The 17736-nt window shown below is 72.7% G+C and carries 14 protein-coding genes; 5 read left to right on the plus strand and 9 right to left on the minus strand.

Going from position 1 to position 17736, the window contains the following annotated elements; genetic code table 11:
* Nucleotides 1–107 precede the first annotated feature (107 nt).
* Nucleotides 108–1127 carry an NrfD/PsrC family molybdoenzyme membrane anchor subunit gene (nrfD, locus tag IG05_RS0108440; protein WP_030340600.1) on the minus strand — a complete coding sequence of 340 codons (1020 nt, stop codon included), beginning with the start codon at nt 1125–1127 and terminating at the stop codon, nt 108–110.
* Nucleotides 1124–2140 (minus strand): 4Fe-4S dicluster domain-containing protein, encoded by a 1017-nt coding sequence (locus tag IG05_RS0108445; RefSeq protein ID WP_030340602.1) that lies wholly within the window; start codon nt 2138–2140, stop codon nt 1124–1126. The genes nrfD and IG05_RS0108445 overlap by 4 nt, the downstream gene beginning before the upstream one ends.
* A gap of 833 nt (nt 2141–2973) precedes the next feature.
* Here IG05_RS0108445 and IG05_RS0108450 point away from each other — a divergent pair.
* Nucleotides 2974–7233, plus strand: coding sequence for a HAMP domain-containing protein (locus IG05_RS0108450; protein ID WP_030340603.1), 4260 nt, complete (start codon nt 2974–2976; stop codon nt 7231–7233).
* Nucleotides 7234–7282: 49 nt separating this feature from the next.
* Nucleotides 7283–9700, plus strand: coding sequence for a SpoIIE family protein phosphatase (locus tag IG05_RS0108455; protein WP_030340605.1), 2418 nt, complete (start codon nt 7283–7285; stop codon nt 9698–9700).
* 19 nt (nt 9701–9719) lie between these two features.
* Here IG05_RS0108455 and IG05_RS0108460 read toward each other — a convergent pair whose 3' ends face one another.
* Together IG05_RS0108460 and IG05_RS44790 are read right to left on the minus strand one after the other, a co-directional pair.
* Nucleotides 9720–10166: an ATP-binding protein gene (locus IG05_RS0108460; RefSeq protein WP_030340606.1), complete on the minus strand. Its 447-nt coding sequence runs from the start codon at nt 10164–10166 to the stop codon at nt 9720–9722.
* 285 nt (nt 10167–10451) lie between these two features.
* Nucleotides 10452–10625 (minus strand): CsbD family protein, encoded by a 174-nt coding sequence (locus tag IG05_RS44790; RefSeq protein WP_078893975.1) that lies wholly within the window; start codon nt 10623–10625, stop codon nt 10452–10454.
* Nucleotides 10626–10781: 156 nt separating this feature from the next.
* On the opposite strand from IG05_RS44790, the gene IG05_RS0108470 reads away from it, so the two are divergent.
* Complete coding sequence (locus IG05_RS0108470; protein ID WP_030340608.1) at nt 10782–10952, plus strand: hypothetical protein; 171 nt, start codon at nt 10782–10784, stop codon at nt 10950–10952.
* Between the two features lie 73 nt (nt 10953–11025).
* On the opposite strand, the gene IG05_RS0108475 is transcribed toward IG05_RS0108470, so the two are convergent.
* The 5 genes from IG05_RS0108475 to mgrA all read right to left on the minus strand — a co-directional run bounded on the left by IG05_RS0108475 (nt 11026) and on the right by mgrA (nt 14911).
* On the minus strand, nt 11026–11646 hold the full coding sequence (locus IG05_RS0108475) for a DedA family protein (protein ID WP_030340610.1): 621 nt from the start codon (nt 11644–11646) through the stop codon (nt 11026–11028).
* 49 nt (nt 11647–11695) lie between these two features.
* Nucleotides 11696–12931, minus strand: a complete 1236-nt coding sequence (locus tag IG05_RS0108480; protein WP_030340612.1) for a cation:proton antiporter — start codon at nt 12929–12931, stop codon at nt 11696–11698.
* 5 nt (nt 12932–12936) lie between these two features.
* On the minus strand, nt 12937–13422 hold the full coding sequence (locus tag IG05_RS0108485; RefSeq protein WP_030340614.1) for a cation:proton antiporter regulatory subunit: 486 nt from the start codon (nt 13420–13422) through the stop codon (nt 12937–12939).
* 105 nt (nt 13423–13527) lie between these two features.
* A complete protein-coding gene (locus IG05_RS0108490; protein ID WP_030340616.1) occupies nt 13528–13710 on the minus strand; it encodes a hypothetical protein in 183 nt (60 codons plus the stop codon).
* A 157-nt stretch (nt 13711–13867) separates the two neighbouring features.
* Complete coding sequence (gene mgrA / locus IG05_RS0108495) at nt 13868–14911, minus strand: L-glyceraldehyde 3-phosphate reductase (protein WP_030340617.1); 1044 nt, start codon at nt 14909–14911, stop codon at nt 13868–13870.
* 177 nt (nt 14912–15088) lie between these two features.
* Between mgrA and proP the strand changes: the two genes are divergently transcribed.
* Nucleotides 15089–16663, plus strand: coding sequence for a glycine betaine/L-proline transporter ProP (proP, locus tag IG05_RS0108500; protein ID WP_030340619.1), 1575 nt, complete (start codon nt 15089–15091; stop codon nt 16661–16663).
* A gap of 141 nt (nt 16664–16804) precedes the next feature.
* On the plus strand, nt 16805–17644 hold the full coding sequence (locus tag IG05_RS0108505) for a chitosanase (protein ID WP_030340621.1): 840 nt from the start codon (nt 16805–16807) through the stop codon (nt 17642–17644).
* Nucleotides 17645–17736 lie beyond the last annotated feature (92 nt).

Genomic DNA, 17736 nt, shown 5'->3' on the forward strand with positions numbered 1-17736 from the left:
GTGCCGGCCGAGGGACCGGACGGAGTGCCCGTGATCTGCATCGGGTCAGGGGCCGGCCGCGCGCGCCGGGAGGGCGCGCGGTACGTCACGTGCGGCGGACGGCACCGTCAACGCTCCCGCGCCCGGAGCCGCTCCCGCTGCGGGACGATGGTGTACCGGGGGTCCTCCGCGGAGGCCACCCCGGCGTGGAAGACGCCGAAACGCAGCGCCGCCGAACCGGCGAGGAGGGCCGCGCCCGCCGCCACGGCCGGACGCCGGTCCCGCAGCCGGGCCGAGAGCATGGCCAGGGCGGCACCGCCCGCCGTCAGGGCCTCCGCCGCGCGCAGCAGCCGGTGCGGCTTCCCCTGCTCGAAAGGCTCCGCGGTCAGCCCCATCCGCCGCTTCATCACCTGGAAGGAGCCGAGTTCCAGCACGGCTCCCAGCGCCGCCATCCGCCGGGCCGGCCCGGCCTGGGCGGTGGGCGCCGCGATGAGGGCGAGGCCGGCGGCCGAGGTGGCGGCGGAACCCGCGAACACGAACGGGAGCTGCCGGTAGCCCTCGTGCCAGGACGGCACCGCCGTGTCCGAGAGCAGTACCGCGGTGTACGTCGCCACGGCCGGCCCGACCACCGCGGCGCCCGCCGTGGCGGCCGAGCCCACCAGCCGGTACCGGCCCGCCACGTCGGTCGCCGCGGCCGCCAGCGTGAGCGGCGCGTACCCGCTCAGGATCCAGGAGCCGACGCTCATCGGCGAGGTCGGCTTGAACACCCGGAGCATGTTCAGGAACCGGGCCGGGCGCCCCAGGTCGTGCACCAGTGCCGCCAGCGACAGCGTGATGGCGCCGGCCGCCCCCAGCTTGGCCACCCGGCCCAGCGCCGGACGGCCCGTGGCGTCGGCCCCCGCCGCCAGCAGCGAGGAGGCCCCGGCCAGCCCGCCCAGGTACAGGTACCCGGCGATGTCCAGCGGCTTCCAGGTCGGCTTGTGGAGGACCGGCTTGCCGTAGTACGAGGAGAACTCGGCGTCCGGGACCATCGGCTGCTCGCCCCGCCCGCGCCGGCGCCGGCGGCGCCCCGCGTGCGCCCCCGTCGGCGCCTCCCGGTCGGGCCGGGCGTCGCGCACACCGTCCCGTGTCACGTCGGACTCGCTCATCGCCGCCTCCGCACGAAGCTGCCGGCGGCGAGCGCGACCAGCGAGACGGCGGCCAGTGCCGCGTGCCGCCACATGTCGGGCAGGTCCCGGGTGGTGACCACCGGGTCCGGCGGCAGGCCGTACACCTCCGGCTCGTCCAGCAGCAGGAAGAACGCGCCGTCGCCGCCGACCCCGTCCTCCGGGCTCTCGCCGTACAGGCGCGCGTCGGCGACGCCGGCCGCGTGCAGCTGCGCCACCCGGGCCTGCGCGCGCTCCCGCAGCTCCTCCAGCGGACCGAACTGGATGGAGTCCGTCGGGCAGGACTTCGCGCACGCCGGTTCCATGCCGACGCCGAGCCGGTCGTAGCACAGCGTGCACTTCCAGACCCGGCCGTCGTCCTTGCGCTGGTCGATGACGCCGTACGGGCAGGCGGGCACGCAGTAGCCGCAGCCGTTGCAGATGTCCTCCTGGACGACGACCGTGCCGAACTCGGTGCGGAACAGCGAACCCGTCGGGCACACGTCCAGGCAGGCGGCGTGCGTGCAGTGCTTGCACACGTCGGACGACATCAGCCAGCGCAACTCCGTGCGCCCGTCGGGGGACAGGGGCGAGATCTCCCCGGCGGGCGCGCCCTCGGGAGCCCGGTCCGGCGGGGGAGCGGTGGCGCCCGGCCCCGGGGAGCCGGTGCCGGTGCCGAGCCGGGAGGCGGCGGCGAAGACGTCCACGTCGTCGTGCGCCACCCCGGGTTCCTGTCCGGCGAGCGGCTTGCGCTGCTCGATGAAGGCGACGTGCCGCCAGGTGTCGGCGCCCAGGCGCTGTGTGTTGTCGTACGACATGCCGGTCAGCAGGAGCCCGTCCTCCGGTACGGCGTTCCACTCCTTGCACGCGACCTCGCAGGCCTTGCAGCCGATGCACACCGAGGTGTCGGTGAAGAATCCCATCCGCGGCGGGGCGTCCGGATATCCGGACGCCCCGGCCACGTCCGGCTGCGGCCCGTACAGGAGGTTCCCGTGGCCCTCAGCGCCGTCGCTCATGCGGTGCCTCCTCGCTCATGACTCGCCTTCCCGCCCGGGTACCTCGTCCGGTTCCCGCCCGGGTACCTCGTCCGGCGCGTTCCGCACGACCCCGTCCCGGCGTCTCTCCCAGGCGGTGGCCGGGGTGGGTCCCGGACGAGGACGCGGTGGGCCTCGTCGCGGGAGAGCAGGGTGTGCGCCTCCTCGTAGCCGCCGCCGGCCCTGCGCCGCATTCCGCCGGTCGTCCCACCTTCCAGGATCCGCCGCCGGTCGGCAGCCTGCAGCCCGGACAGGCCCGCTCGGTGAGGTGGTACGTCGGGAACGGCCCCACGAGGTCAGACCTGGACGGCGCGGCAGGGCCCGTGGCTCCACAGCGCCGCGCTGCCGACGGCGACCCGCTCGTCCCGCCCTCCGCGGACGTCCCCGCCCTGCCGTGCCGGTCCCCTCGGTCCGGGCCGGCGTACTGGCGGCCCGGGGCCGGTGGTGCTGAAGTTCGTGGTGGACGGTGAGAGCCCGCCGGACTGGCCGGCCTGGGCGGACTGCGCGGCGGTCGTGGGCGCCGCGGGGGAATCCGGCCGGAGCGGCACCCGGAATACGCTGGCAAAACCCTTCCGGGTACCCGGCTGGCAGCACCTCACACCTGTCGTCGCCCCGGAGTTTCGCGGCGGCCTGAGGTTGGCCGGTTCCTTTGGTCCTACCCGCGAAGGTGGGTTAGCCTGCGGCGTATTTTTCTCATCATGCAAATCCGTGAACTGCGGAAATGCACACGCCAACGGCCGGGCTGCAGGACGCTCCCCGGCCGCGGTTCCGAGTCCTCGGGGTGAGGGCTCTAGGGGAGCGGATCGAGGGTGCGCATGGCCGGCAAGGCGACCGGGACGACCGACACGGTCCCGGGTGATCACGAACTGAGAAGACTGCTCGCGGGGCTGACGGCGGTGCGGGACGGGGACTTCGGAACCCGCCTGCCCGACGACGCCAGCGGGCTGATGGGCGACATCGCCACCGTCTTCAACGGCATGGTCGACCAGTTGTCCGTGTTCACCTCCGAAGTGACCCGGGTGGCCCGTGAGGTCGGCACCGAGGGCACCCTCGGCGGACAGGCGCAGGTACCGGGCGTCTCCGGCACCTGGGCCGACCTGACGGACTCCGTCAACGCGATGGCGGGCAACCTGACCACCCAGGTCCGCGACATCGCGCAGGTCGCCACCGCCGTGGCCAAGGGCGACCTGTCCCAGAAGATCGACGTGCCCGCGCGGGGCGAGATCCTCCAGCTGAAGGAAACCGTCAACACGATGGTGGACCAGCTGTCGGCGTTCGCCGACGAGGTGACCCGAGTGGCCCGCGAGGTCGGCACCGAGGGCCGGCTCGGCGGTCAGGCCCAGGTGCCGGGGGTCGCCGGGGTCTGGCGGGACCTGACGGACTCGGTGAACTTCATGGCCGGGAACCTGACGGCCCAGGTGCGCAATGTGGCCCAGGTCACGACCGCGGTGGCGCAGGGTGACCTGTCGCAGAAGATCACGGTGGACGCGCGCGGGGAGATCCTGGAGCTGAAGAGCACCATCAACACGATGGTGGACCAGCTGTCCGCGTTCGCGGACGAGGTGACCCGAGTGGCCCGGGAGGTGGGTACCGAGGGCCGGCTCGGCGGTCAGGCGGACGTCAAGGGTGTCAAGGGCACCTGGCGGGACCTGACGGACTCGGTGAACTTCATGGGCGGGAACCTGACGGCCCAGGTGCGCAATGTGGCCCAGGTGGCCACCGCGGTGGCGCAGGGTGACCTGTCGCAGAAGATCACGGTGGACGCGCGCGGGGAGATCCTGGAGCTGAAGAACACCATCAACACGATGGTGGACCAGCTGTCCGCGTTCGCGGACGAGGTGACCCGAGTGGCCCGCGAGGTCGGTACCGAGGGCCGGCTCGGCGGTCAGGCGCAGGTGCGCGGGGTCGCCGGCACCTGGAAGGACCTCACCGACAACGTCAACGTGATGGCCTCCAACCTCACCGGCCAGGTCCGCTCCATCGCCCAGGTCGCCACCGCCGTGGCCAAGGGCGACCTCTCCCAGAAGATCACCGTCGAGGCCAAGGGCGAGGTCGCCGCCCTCGCCGACGTCATCAACACCATGGTCGACACGCTCTCCGCGTTCGCCGACGAGGTGACCCGCGTGGCCCGCGAGGTCGGCACCGAGGGCCGGCTCGGCGGTCAGGCGCACGTGCCCCACGTGGCCGGCACCTGGAAGGACCTCACCGACAACGTCAACTCCATGGCCAACAACCTCACCGGTCAGGTGCGCAACATCGCGCTCGTGACCACGGCCGTGGCCAAGGGTGACCTGTCGAAGAAGATCGACGTCGACGCCCGCGGGGAGATCCTGGAGCTGAAGACCACCATCAACACGATGGTGGACCAGCTGTCCGCGTTCGCGGACGAGGTGACCCGCGTGGCCCGTGAGGTGGGCACCGAGGGCAGACTCGGCGGTCAGGCGGAGGTCGAGGGGGTCTCCGGCACCTGGAAGCGGCTCACCGAGAACGTCAACGAACTCGCCGGGAACCTGACCCGGCAGGTGCGTGCCATCGCCGACGTGGCCAGCGCGGTCGCCGAGGGCGATCTGACCCGGTCGATCACCGTCGACGCCTCCGGCGAGGTCGCCGACCTCAAGGACAACATCAACTCGATGGTGGAGTCGCTGCGCGAGACCACCCGGGCCAACCAGGAACAGGACTGGCTCAAGACCAACCTCGCCCGGATCTCCGGCCTCATGCAGGGCCACCGCGACCTGCCGGTCGTCGCCGAGCTCATCATGGACGAGCTGGTGCCGCAGGTGTCCGCCCAGTACGGCGCCTTCTACCTCGCCGAGGAGCGCGCCTCCGGACCCGAGCTGCGGCTCGTCGGCTCCTACGGCCGGCCCGAGGAGGACACCCGGCCCGTCCGCATCCCGTTCGGCCGCTCGCTGGTCGGCCAGGCCGCCCGCAGCCGCCGCACCATCGCCGTGGACAAGCTGCCGGCCGGATACGTCACCATCTCCTCCGGGCTCGGACACATCGAGCCCACCGCGCTGCTGCTGCTGCCCATCGTCTTCGAGGAGCAGGTCCTCGGCGTGATCGAGCTGGCCTCCGTCAGCCCCTTCACCACCGTCCAGCGGGACTTCCTCCAGCAGCTGGTGGACACCATCGGGGTGAACGTCAACACCATCGTCGCCAACGCCCGCACCGACGAGCTGCTGGAGGAATCGCAGCGGCTGACCAGCGAACTGCAGTCCCGCTCGGCCGAGTTGCAGGCCCGCCAGGAGGAACTGCAGAGCTCCAACGCCGAACTGGAGGAGAAGGCCTCGCTGCTGGCCGAGCAGAACCGGGACATCGAGGCGAAGAACCTCCAGATCGAGCAGGCCCGGCAGGAACTGGAGGCACGCGCCCAGCAGCTGTCGCTGGCCTCCAAGTACAAGTCCGAGTTCCTCGCCAACATGAGCCACGAGCTGCGCACCCCGCTCAACAGCCTGCTCATCCTCGCCCAGCTGCTGGCCCAGAACCCCTCCCGCAACCTCACCCCCAAGCAGGTCGAGTACGCGGGCATCATCCACTCGGCCGGCTCCGACCTGCTCCAGCTCATCAACGACATCCTCGACCTGTCCAAGGTCGAGGCCGGCAAGATGGACGTCACGCCGGAACGCGTCCCGCTGCGACAGCTGATCGACTACGTCGAGGCCACCTTCCGGCCGATGACCTCGCAGAAGAGCCTGGAGTTCGCCGTCACCACGGCCGCCGGCGCCCCCGCCGACCTGCTGACCGACGACTCCCGGCTCCGGCAGATCCTGCGCAACCTGCTCTCCAACGCGGTGAAGTTCACCGAGCAGGGCAGTGTCGAGCTGCGCGTCGAACCCGCGGCCGACGGCGAGGTGCCCGACAGCGTGGTGCGGGGCAGCGCGATCGTCGCCTTCCGTGTCAAGGACACCGGCATCGGCATCCCCGAACAGCAGCTGGAGAGCATCTTCGGCGCTTTCCAGCAGGCCGACGGCACCATGAGCCGCAAGTACGGCGGCACCGGGCTCGGCCTGTCCATCACCCGGGAGATGGCGCACCTGCTCGGCGGCGCCGTCACCGTCGACAGCACCCCCGGCAAGGGCAGCACCTTCACCCTCTTCCTGCCGGTGGCCCGGCCGGACTTCGGCGACCACCCGCGCGGTGCCCTCCCCGGCCCGTCGGCCGACGAGGAACGCACCGACGGCACGTCCGCACCGGCCCTCACCGAGGGACGGCCGGCGGCCGGCGGCCGGCAGCGCGCCCGCCGCCTGCTCGTCGTGGAGGAACGCCCGCGCGGGCTGCTGACCCTGGTCGCCGAGAGCGTGGTCAAGGACCTGGAACACGGCCGCGCCGACAACGTCGGCATGCCCGTCGACATCATCACCGCGGTCGGCGCCCAGGAGGCGGCCGGCGCCCTCGCCTCCGAGCCCTGCCACTGCGTCGTCGTGGAACTCGGCGAGCCGGACGGGGAGTCGGCCCGCTTCCTGGAGGCCCTGCACGGCGACTCGGCCCTGGCCGGCGTCCCGGTGCTGGTGCACGTCTCGCACCGCACCGAGCCCCTCGCCGGGGACATCGCGGGCGGCTCGCCGGAGTACCTCTACAGCCTGGACGAGCTGCGCGAGCGGATCGCGCTGCACCTGGCCGCCGAGGAACCCGGCGAAGTGCTCACCCTGGTCCGCGCCGACGAACCCCACCTCGCCGCGCCCCAGCCGGTCGACGAGCACACCCGGGGCCGTACCGTCCTCGTCGTGGACGACGACGCCCGGAACCTGTTCGCGCTCAGCGGCATCCTCGAACTGCACGGCTTCCGCGTCCTGCACGCCGAGAACGGACGCAGGGGCATCGACACCCTGGTGAACAACCCGGACGTCGAACTCGTCCTCATGGACGTGATGATGCCCGAGATGGACGGCTACACGGCCACCGCCGAGATCCGCAAGCTGCCGCAGTACGCCGATCTGCCGATCATCGCCGTGACCGCCAAGGCGATGCAGGGCGACCGGGAGAAGAGTCTTGCCTCCGGGGCCAGTGACTACGTCACCAAGCCCGTAGACACCCACGCCCTCATCGCCTGTGTCCGGCGCTGGCTCCCCGTATGAGCCCGGCACAGCGCGCCCGCCCCTTCGCAGGCCGAGGAGTACCGACCCGGTGACCACCCATGAACCGGGCACGCCGGTCGGCGTGCCCGCCCGACGCACCGCCGCCGAGGCGGCGGCACCGTCCGACGTGCCCGCCACCACCTCGGTGGGCCGGCTCGCCGCCACCGTCGAACGGCTGCGCAGCGAGGTCCGGGCGGCGCAGGCCGAGGCCGAGGGCCGGGCGCTCATCGAACTGGCCAAGGGCATCCTGGTCGAGCGCCTCGGCTGCGGCCCCGCCCAGGCCGCCCGCCAGCTCGCCGAACTGACCGACCAGGCGCAGGTGACCCCGCTGGAGTTCGCGGTCGAGGTCATCAACCAGGCGGCCCGGGACCGCGTCGCGGAAGTCACCCAGGCGTTCCTGTCCGCCACGGCGGACCCGACCGGAACGGTCACCGAGTCCGCCGCGGTACGTCTGCGCGCCGCGGAGAGCGGTGTCCTGGCCGCCGCGCACGACACCCAGGCCATGGCCGACTCGCTGCTGGAACACGCCCTGCGCCCGCTGGGCGCGGTCGCCGTGGCCATCTGGGCGGCCGGCCCGGACGGCTCGCTGTCCCTCGCCGGAAGCGCCGGTTTCCCGCCGGGCGAGGCGGCGCGCTGGCGTTACGTCCCGCCCGACGTCGCCACGGTGGCCCGGCGCGGACTGACCGAACCCGACGGCCAGTGGCTGCCCTCGCTCGCCGAGTCCGGGCTGCCCACGCTCGGCCGGCGCGAGTACGCCGACGGCGCCCGCATCGCCCTGCCCGCCGGGACGGGCGGCCGGATCCACGGTGTGCTGGAGATCGCCTGGCCCAAGCCGGAGGCCCCGCTGCCGCGCCCGGTCCTGCGGCAGGTGGAGGCCCTCGCCGAGCTGTGCGCGCACACCCTGGAGACCTTCGCGCCGCCCGCCGGCACCGCACCGGAACCCGGGCTGCTGCCCGACGTGGTCGAGCTGATGGACCTCGCGGACGGGCTGCACGACCCGGCGCTGGTGCTCGTGCCGCACCTCGACGACACCGGACAGCTGGTCGACTTCCGCATCCAGCACGTCAACAACCGCTTCCTGGACCCGGCGGGCCGGCCGCGGGCCGTCGTGGGCGGCGCCCTGCTGCTGGAGGCCTACCCGATGGCCGCCGGCGACAGCGAGCTGTTCCAGCGCGTCGAGCGGGTCTACGCCACCGGCGAGCCGTTCCGCGCCCACCGGATGCGGCTGACCGCCCTGGTGGACCAGGTGCCGCTGTCCGCCGTCGCCGACATCAGCGTCAGCCGGCACGGCTCCAGCGTCCTGCTGATCTGGCGCATCGAGGACGAGACGGCACGCCTGGCCAGCCTGCTCCAGCACGCCCAGCGGCTCGGCCGGATCGGCGGCTTCGAGGAGAATCTGCTCACCGGGGAGATCACCTGGAACGGCCAGCTGTTCAGCCTGTACGGCCGCCCGCCCACCAGCCCGCCGGTGGCCCTGCACGACCTGCCGGCCCACGCCCACCCCGACGACTCCGTCACCCTGGGCCGCTTCCTGCGCACCCTGCTGCACCACCGCCGGCCCGCCTCGGCGGCCTTCCGGCTGCTGCGCCCGGACGGGGTGACGCGGCACACCCGCGTGGTCGCGGAACCCGTCCTCGACACCGACGGCCAGCTCTTCGGGGTACGCGGCGCCTACCAGGACATCTCCGCCCAGCACTGGACCGAGGTCGCCCTGGCCGCCACCCGCGACCAGCTCGCCCACACCGAGCAGCAGGCCGTGGAACGCAACCGGCTGGCGCTCCAGCTCCAGCACGCCATCATGCCCCCGGCCCAGGCCCCGCTGCGGGTGCCCGGCCTGCAGGTGGCGGTGCGCTACCGGCCCGCCGAGACCGAGCACCTGGTCGGCGGCGACTGGTACGACGCCGTGGTGCTGCCCTCCGGACTGGTCCTGCTGTGCGTCGGCGACGTCGCCGGGCACGGCATAGAGGCGGCGACCAGCATGGTCGTCCTGCGCAACGCGCTGCGCGGCCTCGCGGTGACCGGCGCCGGCCCGGCACAGCTGCTGTCCTGGCTGAACATCGTCGCCCACCACCTGACCGGAGCCGTCACCGCGACCGCGGTGTGCGGCCTGTACGACGGCGAGCGGCGCACCCTGCGCTGGGCGCGGGCGGGCCACCTGCCGCCGGTCCTGGTGCGGCAGGCGGACGCGAGCGCGCTGCCCCCGGTCAAGGGGCTGCTCCTCGGCGCCGTGCCGGAGGCGGGCTACGAGGAGACGGAGCTGCAGCTGGCCGCGGGGGACACCCTGCTGATGTACACCGACGGCCTCATCGAGCGCCGGGACCGGTCGGTGGAGGAGTCCCTGTCCCATCTGGTGGAGACGGCGCGGGCGGCGCCCAGCACGCTGGACCAGCAACTGGACCGGCTGCTCACCTACAGCAGGTCGGACACCGACGACGACACGTGCATCGTCGGCATCCGGGTCGCCTGAGCCGCCCGGCCCGGCCGGGTCAGGCGACCGCGGGGGCGAGCGGCACGGTCGCGCTGACCCGCTTGCCGCGGGACAGCCAGGTCACCTCCAGGCCGCGCGAGAGCATCGCCACGAGGTGCAGACCGTGGCCGCCGACCCGCCGGGGGTCCGGCGGGCGGCGCTGCGGCGGCTCGGGGGAGGTGTCCGTGACGGTGATGCGCAGCGCGGTCGCGTCGGGCAGCAGCTCCAGGCGCAGGGCGCAGGGGCCGGGTGCGTGCTTGGCCGCGTTGGTGACCAGTTCGCTCACGACGAGCTGGGCATCCTGCACCGGCCGGCGCCCGGGCAGGGGCCGCGCCCGGTCCAGCAGGGCGGCGACGGCGTCTCTGGCCTCGGCGATGGCGGAGACGCCGGCGGCCCAGGTGCGGCTGTAGCGCAGGGACGTGGGGCGGTCCTGCGTGGTCGCGTGGGTCCTGAGCGAGATGTCCATAACCTAGTTGCCCTTTTCCTCTGGGGTCAGGGGCCCTTCCTGTGCACAGGGGGTCGTACCGTCCCTGGTCGGCTACCCACTGGGCCGCGGGTCAAGGGGAAGTTCGCGCGGAATCCTCCTGATGCGTACGAACGCCTGCTGGGGGCGGTCGGCGGCGCGGCGGCCGTGCACCGACGGACCGGAGAGCCCGGACACACGACGGAACGGGCCCGGAAACCAGCGGACGCTGGTTTCCGGGCCCGTTCCACGGCCGGAATCGGCCACGCCTCGGTGCGGGCGGGCGTTTCAGTGCTTGAAGACGTCCTTGGCCTTCTCCTTGGCCTGCCGGGCGTCGCCGGCGGCGCCCTCCATACGGCCCTCGGCCTCCAGGCGCTCGTTCCCGACGGCGCGGCCCGCGGCTTCCTTGAGCCGGCCCTTGGCCTGCTCGGTCTTGCCCTTCGCCTTCTTGCTGCCAGCCATGGCGTGTCACATCCCCACGTCGAAGCGGTCTGTGGTCGACATCCGAATTGCCGCTCCGCCGTGGTCCAAACCCCGGATCCGGATCCGGGCCGGGCGGAAATGCCGGCGGCTGTCCGCGCGATTCCGGGGAACCCGCCGTTGCGGAGGTGCGTGCACATGGTTCCCTTGCTGTTGGTTCTCCTGCTGGCCCTGATCCTCTTCGGCGCGGGCTTCGCCCTGAAGGCGCTGTGGTGGATCGCGATCATCGTGCTCGTGGTGTGGCTGGTGGGCTTCTTCGTCCGCCCGGCGGGCGGCGGAGGCCGGCGCGGCCGCTGGTACCGCTGGTAGACGCGGCACCCGGTGAGGCGGAACGGGCCCCGGCTCCGGCCGGGGCCCGCCGCTGTGCGCGCCGGCTGTCCGCTCAGCGCCGGTGGCGCCGCCGTACGAGGTGCCGTGCGACGAACGCCGCGACGGCGAGGCCGACGGCCGGCAGGACGTACGGCTGGTAGCGCCTGATCTCGTCGTAGACCGCGGTGATGTGGCTGCCCGCGAGGTAGGCCAGGGTCGTCCACAGGCCGACCCACAGGGCCGCGCCGAGGGCGTTGAAGGCGAGGAAGCGGCGCCAGCGCATGCCGGTCGTGCCCGCGATGATGCCGTTGGCCTGGCGCAGGCCCTCGACGAACCGGGCCACCGTCACGATCTTGCCGCCGTGCCGGGCGAAGAACTGCTCGGCGGCCTCGAACCGCTTCGGGGTCAGGAAGACGTACCGGCCCCAGCGGTGCACGAAGGCCCGTCCGCCGGCCCGGCCGATCAGGTAGCCGACGTTGTCCCCGGCGACGGCCGCGAGGAAGGCGATGCAGGCCACGGCCACGATGTTCAGCCGGCCGGCCCCGGCGTACACCCCCGCGGCGAGCAGGATCGTCTCGCCGGGCGCCGGGACGCCGAAGTCCTCCACGAAGATCACGGCTCCCACGGCCCAGTAGCCGTAGTGGCCGAGCAGCGGGGCCAGGTGCGCCAGCGGTCCCGGGAGGGGTGGGGACATGCCCCCACGGTACGACGGCGGCGGTCCGGAGCGGGCGGCGGGGGCCTGGTCAGGACCGGGCGGCGGGGGTCTGGTCGGGTGTGACGGCGTCCGGTCCGGTCCCGGCCGCCGCCGTCGTACGGCGGTCCCGGCGGCCGGTCAGCCGCCGGGCGAGCGGCTCGGTGAACCGGGCGGTCAGCGGGCCGACCACGACCAGGAGCAGCACGTAGGCGGTGGCCAGCGGGCCGAGGTCGGAGTCGATGCCGGAGGTGACGGCGAGCCCCGCGATGACGATGGAGAACTCGCCGCGGGCGACCAGGGTGCCGCCGGCGCGCCACCGGCCCCGGGCCGAGATACCCGCACGGCGGGCCGCCCAGTAGCCGGTGGCGATCTTCGTGAGGGTGGTGACGACGGCCAGGGCGAGCGCCGGCAGCAGTACCGGCGGGATGCTCGCGGGATCCGTGTGCAGGCCGAAGAAGACGAAGAACACCGCCGCGAACAGGTCGCGCAGCGGGGCGAGGAGGTGGTGGGCGCCCTCGGCGACCTCCCCGGACAGGGCGATGCCCACCAGGAACGCGCCGACCGCGGCCGAGACCTGGAGCTGCTGGGCGACACCGGCCACCACCAGCGTCAGCCCGAGCACCACCAGCAGCAGCTTCTCGGGGTCGTCGGTGGAGACGAACCGGGAGATGTGCCGGCCGTAGCGCACCGCCACCACCAGCACCAGGCTCGCCACGCCGAGCGCGATGGCCAGCGTGACGCTGCCGGCGGCGAAGCCGGTCCCGGCCAGCAGGGCGGTGACCACGGGCAGGTAGACGGCCATGGACAGGTCCTCCAGCACCAGGATGCTGAGGATGACCGGCGTCTCCCGGTTGCCGATCCGGCCCAGGTCGCCGAGGACCTTGGCGATGACGCCGGAGGAGGAGATCCAGGTGATGCCGGCCAGTACGACGGCGGCGATCGGGCCCCAGCCCAGCAGCAGCGCCATGGCGGCGCCGGGCAGGGCGTTGAGGGTGGCGTCGACGAGGCCGGCCGGGTACTGGGTCTTCAGGTTGGAGACCAGATCGCCGGCCGTGTACTCCAGGCCCAGCATGAGCAGCAGCAGGACCACGCCGATCTCGGCGCCGACGGCGACGAACTCCTCGCTGGCGCCGAGCGGCAGCAGGCCGCCCTCGCCGAAGGCCAGTCCGGCCAGCAGGTAGAGCGGGATGGGGGAGAAGCGCAGGCGGGCGGCGAGCCGGCCCAGCAGGCCGAGAGCCAGGATGATCGCGCCGAACTCGATCAGGAAGACCGCGGAGGAGTGCATCCGGATCACTCCCGGTCGAGTATCGCGGCGGCGGCGTCGACACCCTCGCGGGTGCCGATGACGATCAGCGTGTCCCCGCCGGCCAGCCGGAAGCCGGGGCCGGGGGAGGGGATCGCCTCGGCTCGGCGCAGCACGGCCACGATGGACACGCCGGTCTCGGTGCGCATCCGGGTGTCGCCGAGCAGCCGTCCGTTCCAGTGCGAGACCGCGGACAGCTCGATCCGCTCGGCCACGAGGCCCAGCTCGGTCGTGGAGAGCAGGGTGGGGCTGTGGTGGGTCGGCTTCAGGGCGTCGACCAGGGCCTCCGCCTCGGGTCCGGTGAGGTGGACCGACAGCGCGCAGGCGTCCGGATCGTCGCGCCGGTAGGCGCTGAGCGTGCGCGAGCCGTCCCGGTGGGCGACCACCGACAGGTGGCGGTGTTCCCGGGTCGTCAGGTCGTACCGGACGCCGATGCCCGGCAACGGTGTCCTGCTGGTGCGTGCGGCGGTCATGGCTGCCCCCCTGCCCGGGCTTGAATGTTTCTTGGTGAAACTTTTATTCAAACCCTACCCTGACGGATGATCGGCCATGGAAGGGCGGGGGGCAGGGGTGCGCCGCTACGAACCGGAGGCTGCCGGGCCCTCGCCGTCGGCGGGGTCGGGCTGGCAGACGTGGCACAGCTCGTGGTCGCCGTCGCGGGTGACGACGGTGCCCCAGCCGAGGCACTGCTCGCAGTCGCGGGCGAGGGTCAGGTCGGGGTGGGGCGGCAGCAGGGGACTGCGGTGGGCTCCGTACGCCATGCGGTGAGCGGCTCCTTGAAGTGCGCAGGTGTCGCGACGGGGGGATGACAACGGTGTCCGAACGACTTCCATTATGTCCTACTTTTCCCCTACGTCTGTGACCTGGGTCACATTCCCCGCATCAATCTCCGCGTCGTTCCCGCGTGCTGCTCCGGGTCTAGTCGAGCTTCCCCAGCCGGGCGTCCCGCCACAGGTCCACGCCGCCCTCGGTGGCGTACCGGTCGATCTCGGCCAGCTCCTCGTCGGTGAAGTCGAGGTGGTCCAGCGCGGCGACGTTCTGCTCCAGCTGCCCGACCCGGGAGGCGCCGATGACGAGCGAGGTCACCCGCTCGTCCCGCAGTGCCCAGGCCAGCGCCAGCTGGGCCAGGGTCTGCCCGCGCCGGGCGGCGATGTCGTTCAGGGCGCGCAGCCGGCCGCGCAGGTCGTCCGTCAGCCAGGAGGCGTCCAGGGAGGTCCCCCGCGCGGCCCGCGAGTCCTGCGGGACGCCGTCCAGGTAGCGCCCGGTGAGCAGCCCCTGGGCGAGCGCCGTGAAGCCGATGACCCCGAAGCCCTCGTCCCGGGCGGCGTCGAGCAGGCCGTCGGTCTCGATCCAGCGGTTGAGCATGCTGTACGACGGCTGGTGGATCAGCAGCGGGGTGCCGAGGTCGCGCAGGATGGCGGCGGCCTGCCGGGTGCGCTCGGCGTCGTAGGAGGAGATGCCGACGTACAGGGCCTTGCCCTGGCGGACGGCCGTGTCGAGCGCGCCCATGGTCTCCTCCAGCGGCGTGCTCGCGTCCAGCCGGTGGGAGTAGAAGATGTCGACGTAGTCCAGCCCCGTCCGGGCGAGCGACTGGTCCAGCGAGGCCAGCAGGTACTTGCGGGAGCCGCCGCCCTGCCCGTACGGGCCGGGCCACATGTCCCAGCCGGCCTTGGTGGAGACCACCAGCTCGTCCCGGTAGGGCGCCAGGTCCTTCTTCAGCAGCCGCCCGAAGTTCAGCTCCGCCGCGCCGTACGGCGGGCCGTAGTTGTTGGCCAGGTCGTGGTGGGTGATCCCGAGGTCGAAGGCGCGCAGCGCGATCTCGCGCTGGGTCTCGAAGGGGCGGTCGTCGCCGAAGTTGTGCCAGTAGCCCAGGGACAGGACCGGCAGGTCCAGTCCGGAACGGCCCGTGCGCCGGTAGCGCATGGTGCCGTCGTAGCGAGCGGGGTCGGCGGCGTACGTCATCGGGTGTTCTCCGGGTGGTGCCGTAGGGGATGCCCTGCGGGTGCGCACGGGCCCGTCCACCCTGCTCCCCGCCGCCGCGCAAGTCCAACCGCCGTCCCGGATGGGATTGAGCGGTTCCGTTTCTTAATCGACCGCCGGGGCAGGCGGTGATCAACGGTGCGACAGAAGGAGGCGCTCGTGAGCGTTGCGAGCCCCGGTGGACAAGAGCAGGCCGGAGGAGAGGCACAGCGGCAGGCCCGGAGCAGGCCGCGGGTCCCCAAGCGGGTGGCTGGGCTTCCGCAGCAGGTGAGGGAGGAGCTGACCCGCAGGCTCCGCCGCAACCGGCGGGCCTTCAGTGCGGACGACGTCCAGGTCGTCGAGCCTCCGTTGCTGCGGCGGGCCGTCGGCGCCTCCGCGCTCGGCAACTGCATGGAATGGTTCGACTTCGGCGTCTACAGCTACCTCGCCGCCACCATCGGGAAGGTGTTCTTCCCCGGGGCCTCGCCGGCCGCCCAGGTCATCTCCTCGTTCGCGACCTTCGCCGCCGCCTTCGTCGTACGGCCCCTCGGCGGGCTGGTCTTCGGGCCGCTCGGCGACCGGATCGGCCGGCAGAAGGTGCTCGCCACCACCATGATCATGATGGCGCTGGGCACCTTCGCCATCGGTGTCATCCCCGGCTACGCCACCATCGGCATCGCCGCCCCGGTGCTGCTCCTGCTGGCCCGCATGGTCCAGGGCTTCTCCACCGGCGGCGAGTACGGCGGGGCGACCACCTTCGTCGCCGAGTACTCTCCGGACCGCCGGCGCGGTTTCCTCTCCAGCTGGCTCGACTTCGGCACCTTCGTCGGTTACGCCCTCGGCTCCGCGCTGGTCACCGCGCTGAACCTGGCCCTGACGGACGCCCAGATGCTCTCCTGGGGCTGGCGCGTGCCGTTCCTGATCGCCGGACCGCTCGGCGTGATCGGCCTGTACATGCGGATGAAGCTGGAGGAGTCCCCGGCCTTCCAGCAGCAGCTGGACGACCACGAGAAGGCCCTGGCGCAGGAGTCGGCGGGCAGCGAGTTCAAGGACATCGTCCGCAACCACTGGCCGGCCCTGCTCGTCTGCACGGGCCTGGTCCTGCTCTACAACGTCACCAACTACATGGTCACCGGCTATCTGCCGACCTATCAGACCGAGACCCTGCACCGCTCCAGCGGCTCGGCGGACCTCCTGGTCCTCGTCGGCATGCTGTGGATCGTCGTCCTGATCACCTTCCTCGGCCGGCTGAGCGACCGCGTGGGCCGGCGGCCGCTCTACGCCGTCGCCGCCGCGGCGATGATCGTGCTCGCCGTCCCCGCCTTCCTGCTGATCAAGGCGGACGGCACCTGGCCGCCGGTCCTCGGGGTGCTGCTCCTGGCCACCCTGCTGGCCTGCTTCGCCGCGCCCAGCGCGGCCACCCTGCCCGCCTTGTTCCCGACCGCCGTGCGCTACGCGGCCATGGGCATCGGCTTCAACTTCGCCGTCGCCGCGTTCGGGGGCACCACCCCGCTGGTCACCGCCGCACTGGTCGACGGCACCGGGAACGACCTCATGCCCGCGTACTACCTGATGCTGGCCGGTGTCATCGGCCTGGTCACCGTGCGGTTCCTGCCCGAGAGCGCCCAGGTCCCGCTCAAGGGCTCGCAGCCGATGGTCGGTTCGCGGGAGGAGATGCGCGAGCTGATCTCCACGTCGAAGGAGCTGTACGCCCTCACGGAGGAGCGGGAGCGGGAGCGGGTGCGGGGCGGCTGAGCCGGCCCGCACCGGGGCTTGTTCGATCGTACGAACTTCTCGCCTGCCGGGTTACCGGCCCGGGCCGCCTTTGATAGGAAACTTTCCTACCAGTAAGCGGCACGGACCGACTCCCACCCCCCACTCCCTTTGGAGCACCCTGTGGTGTACGCAGACCGCGAGACAGCAGCCTCCGCCCGATTCTCCCGCCGGGCCGTCGTCGCCGCGCTCGGCGCCGTAGGCACCGGCGTCCTGCTCGGCGTCTCCCGGGCCGGCACGGCCTCGGCCGCCGCCCCGGGCCTGGACGACCCGGCGAAGAAGGAGATCGCGATGAAGCTGGTGTCGAGCGCGGAGAACTCCTCGCTCGACTGGAAGGCCCAGTACAAGTACATCGAGGACATCGGCGACGGCCGCGGCTACACCGCCGGCATCATCGGCTTCTGCTCCGGCACCGGCGACATGCTCGACCTCGTCCAGCTCTACACCGACCGCAAGCCCGGCAACGTCCTCGCCAAGTACCTGCCCGCCCTGCGCAGGGTCGACGGCACCGACTCGCACGAGGGCCTCGACCCGGGCTACCCCGGGGACTGGCGCAAGGCCGCCCAGGACACCGTCTTCCAGCAGGCCCAGAACGACGAACGCGACCGCGTCTACTTCAACCCCGCCGTCGCCCAGGGCAGGACGGACGGACTGCGCGCGCTGGGCCAGTTCGTCTACTACGACGCCCTCGTCATGCACGGCGACGGCGACGACCCCACCAGCTTCCGCAACATCCGCAAGCGGGCCCTGCGCAGCGCCCAGCCGCCGGCCCGGGGCGGCAACGAGACGACGTACCTCGACGCCTTCCTGGACGCCCGGGTGTGGGCCATGAAGCAGGAGGAGGCGCACAGCGACACCAGCCGCGTAGACACCGAGCAGCGGGTCTTCCTGCGCAAGGGCAACCTCGACCTGAACACCCCGCTGGACTGGAAGGTCTACGGGGACAGCTACCACATCGGCTGACCGCCGCCCGCGCAGGAGCAGGGGCCGGCGCGGTGGCGGGACCACCGCGCCGGCCCCGGTGCGCTCCGGCTGGTGGCGCACTCGCATGGCCT

It is taken from the genome of Streptomyces sp. NRRL S-1022 (genome assembly GCF_000720135.1).
Classification (GTDB): Bacteria; Actinomycetota; Actinomycetes; order Streptomycetales; family Streptomycetaceae; genus Streptomyces.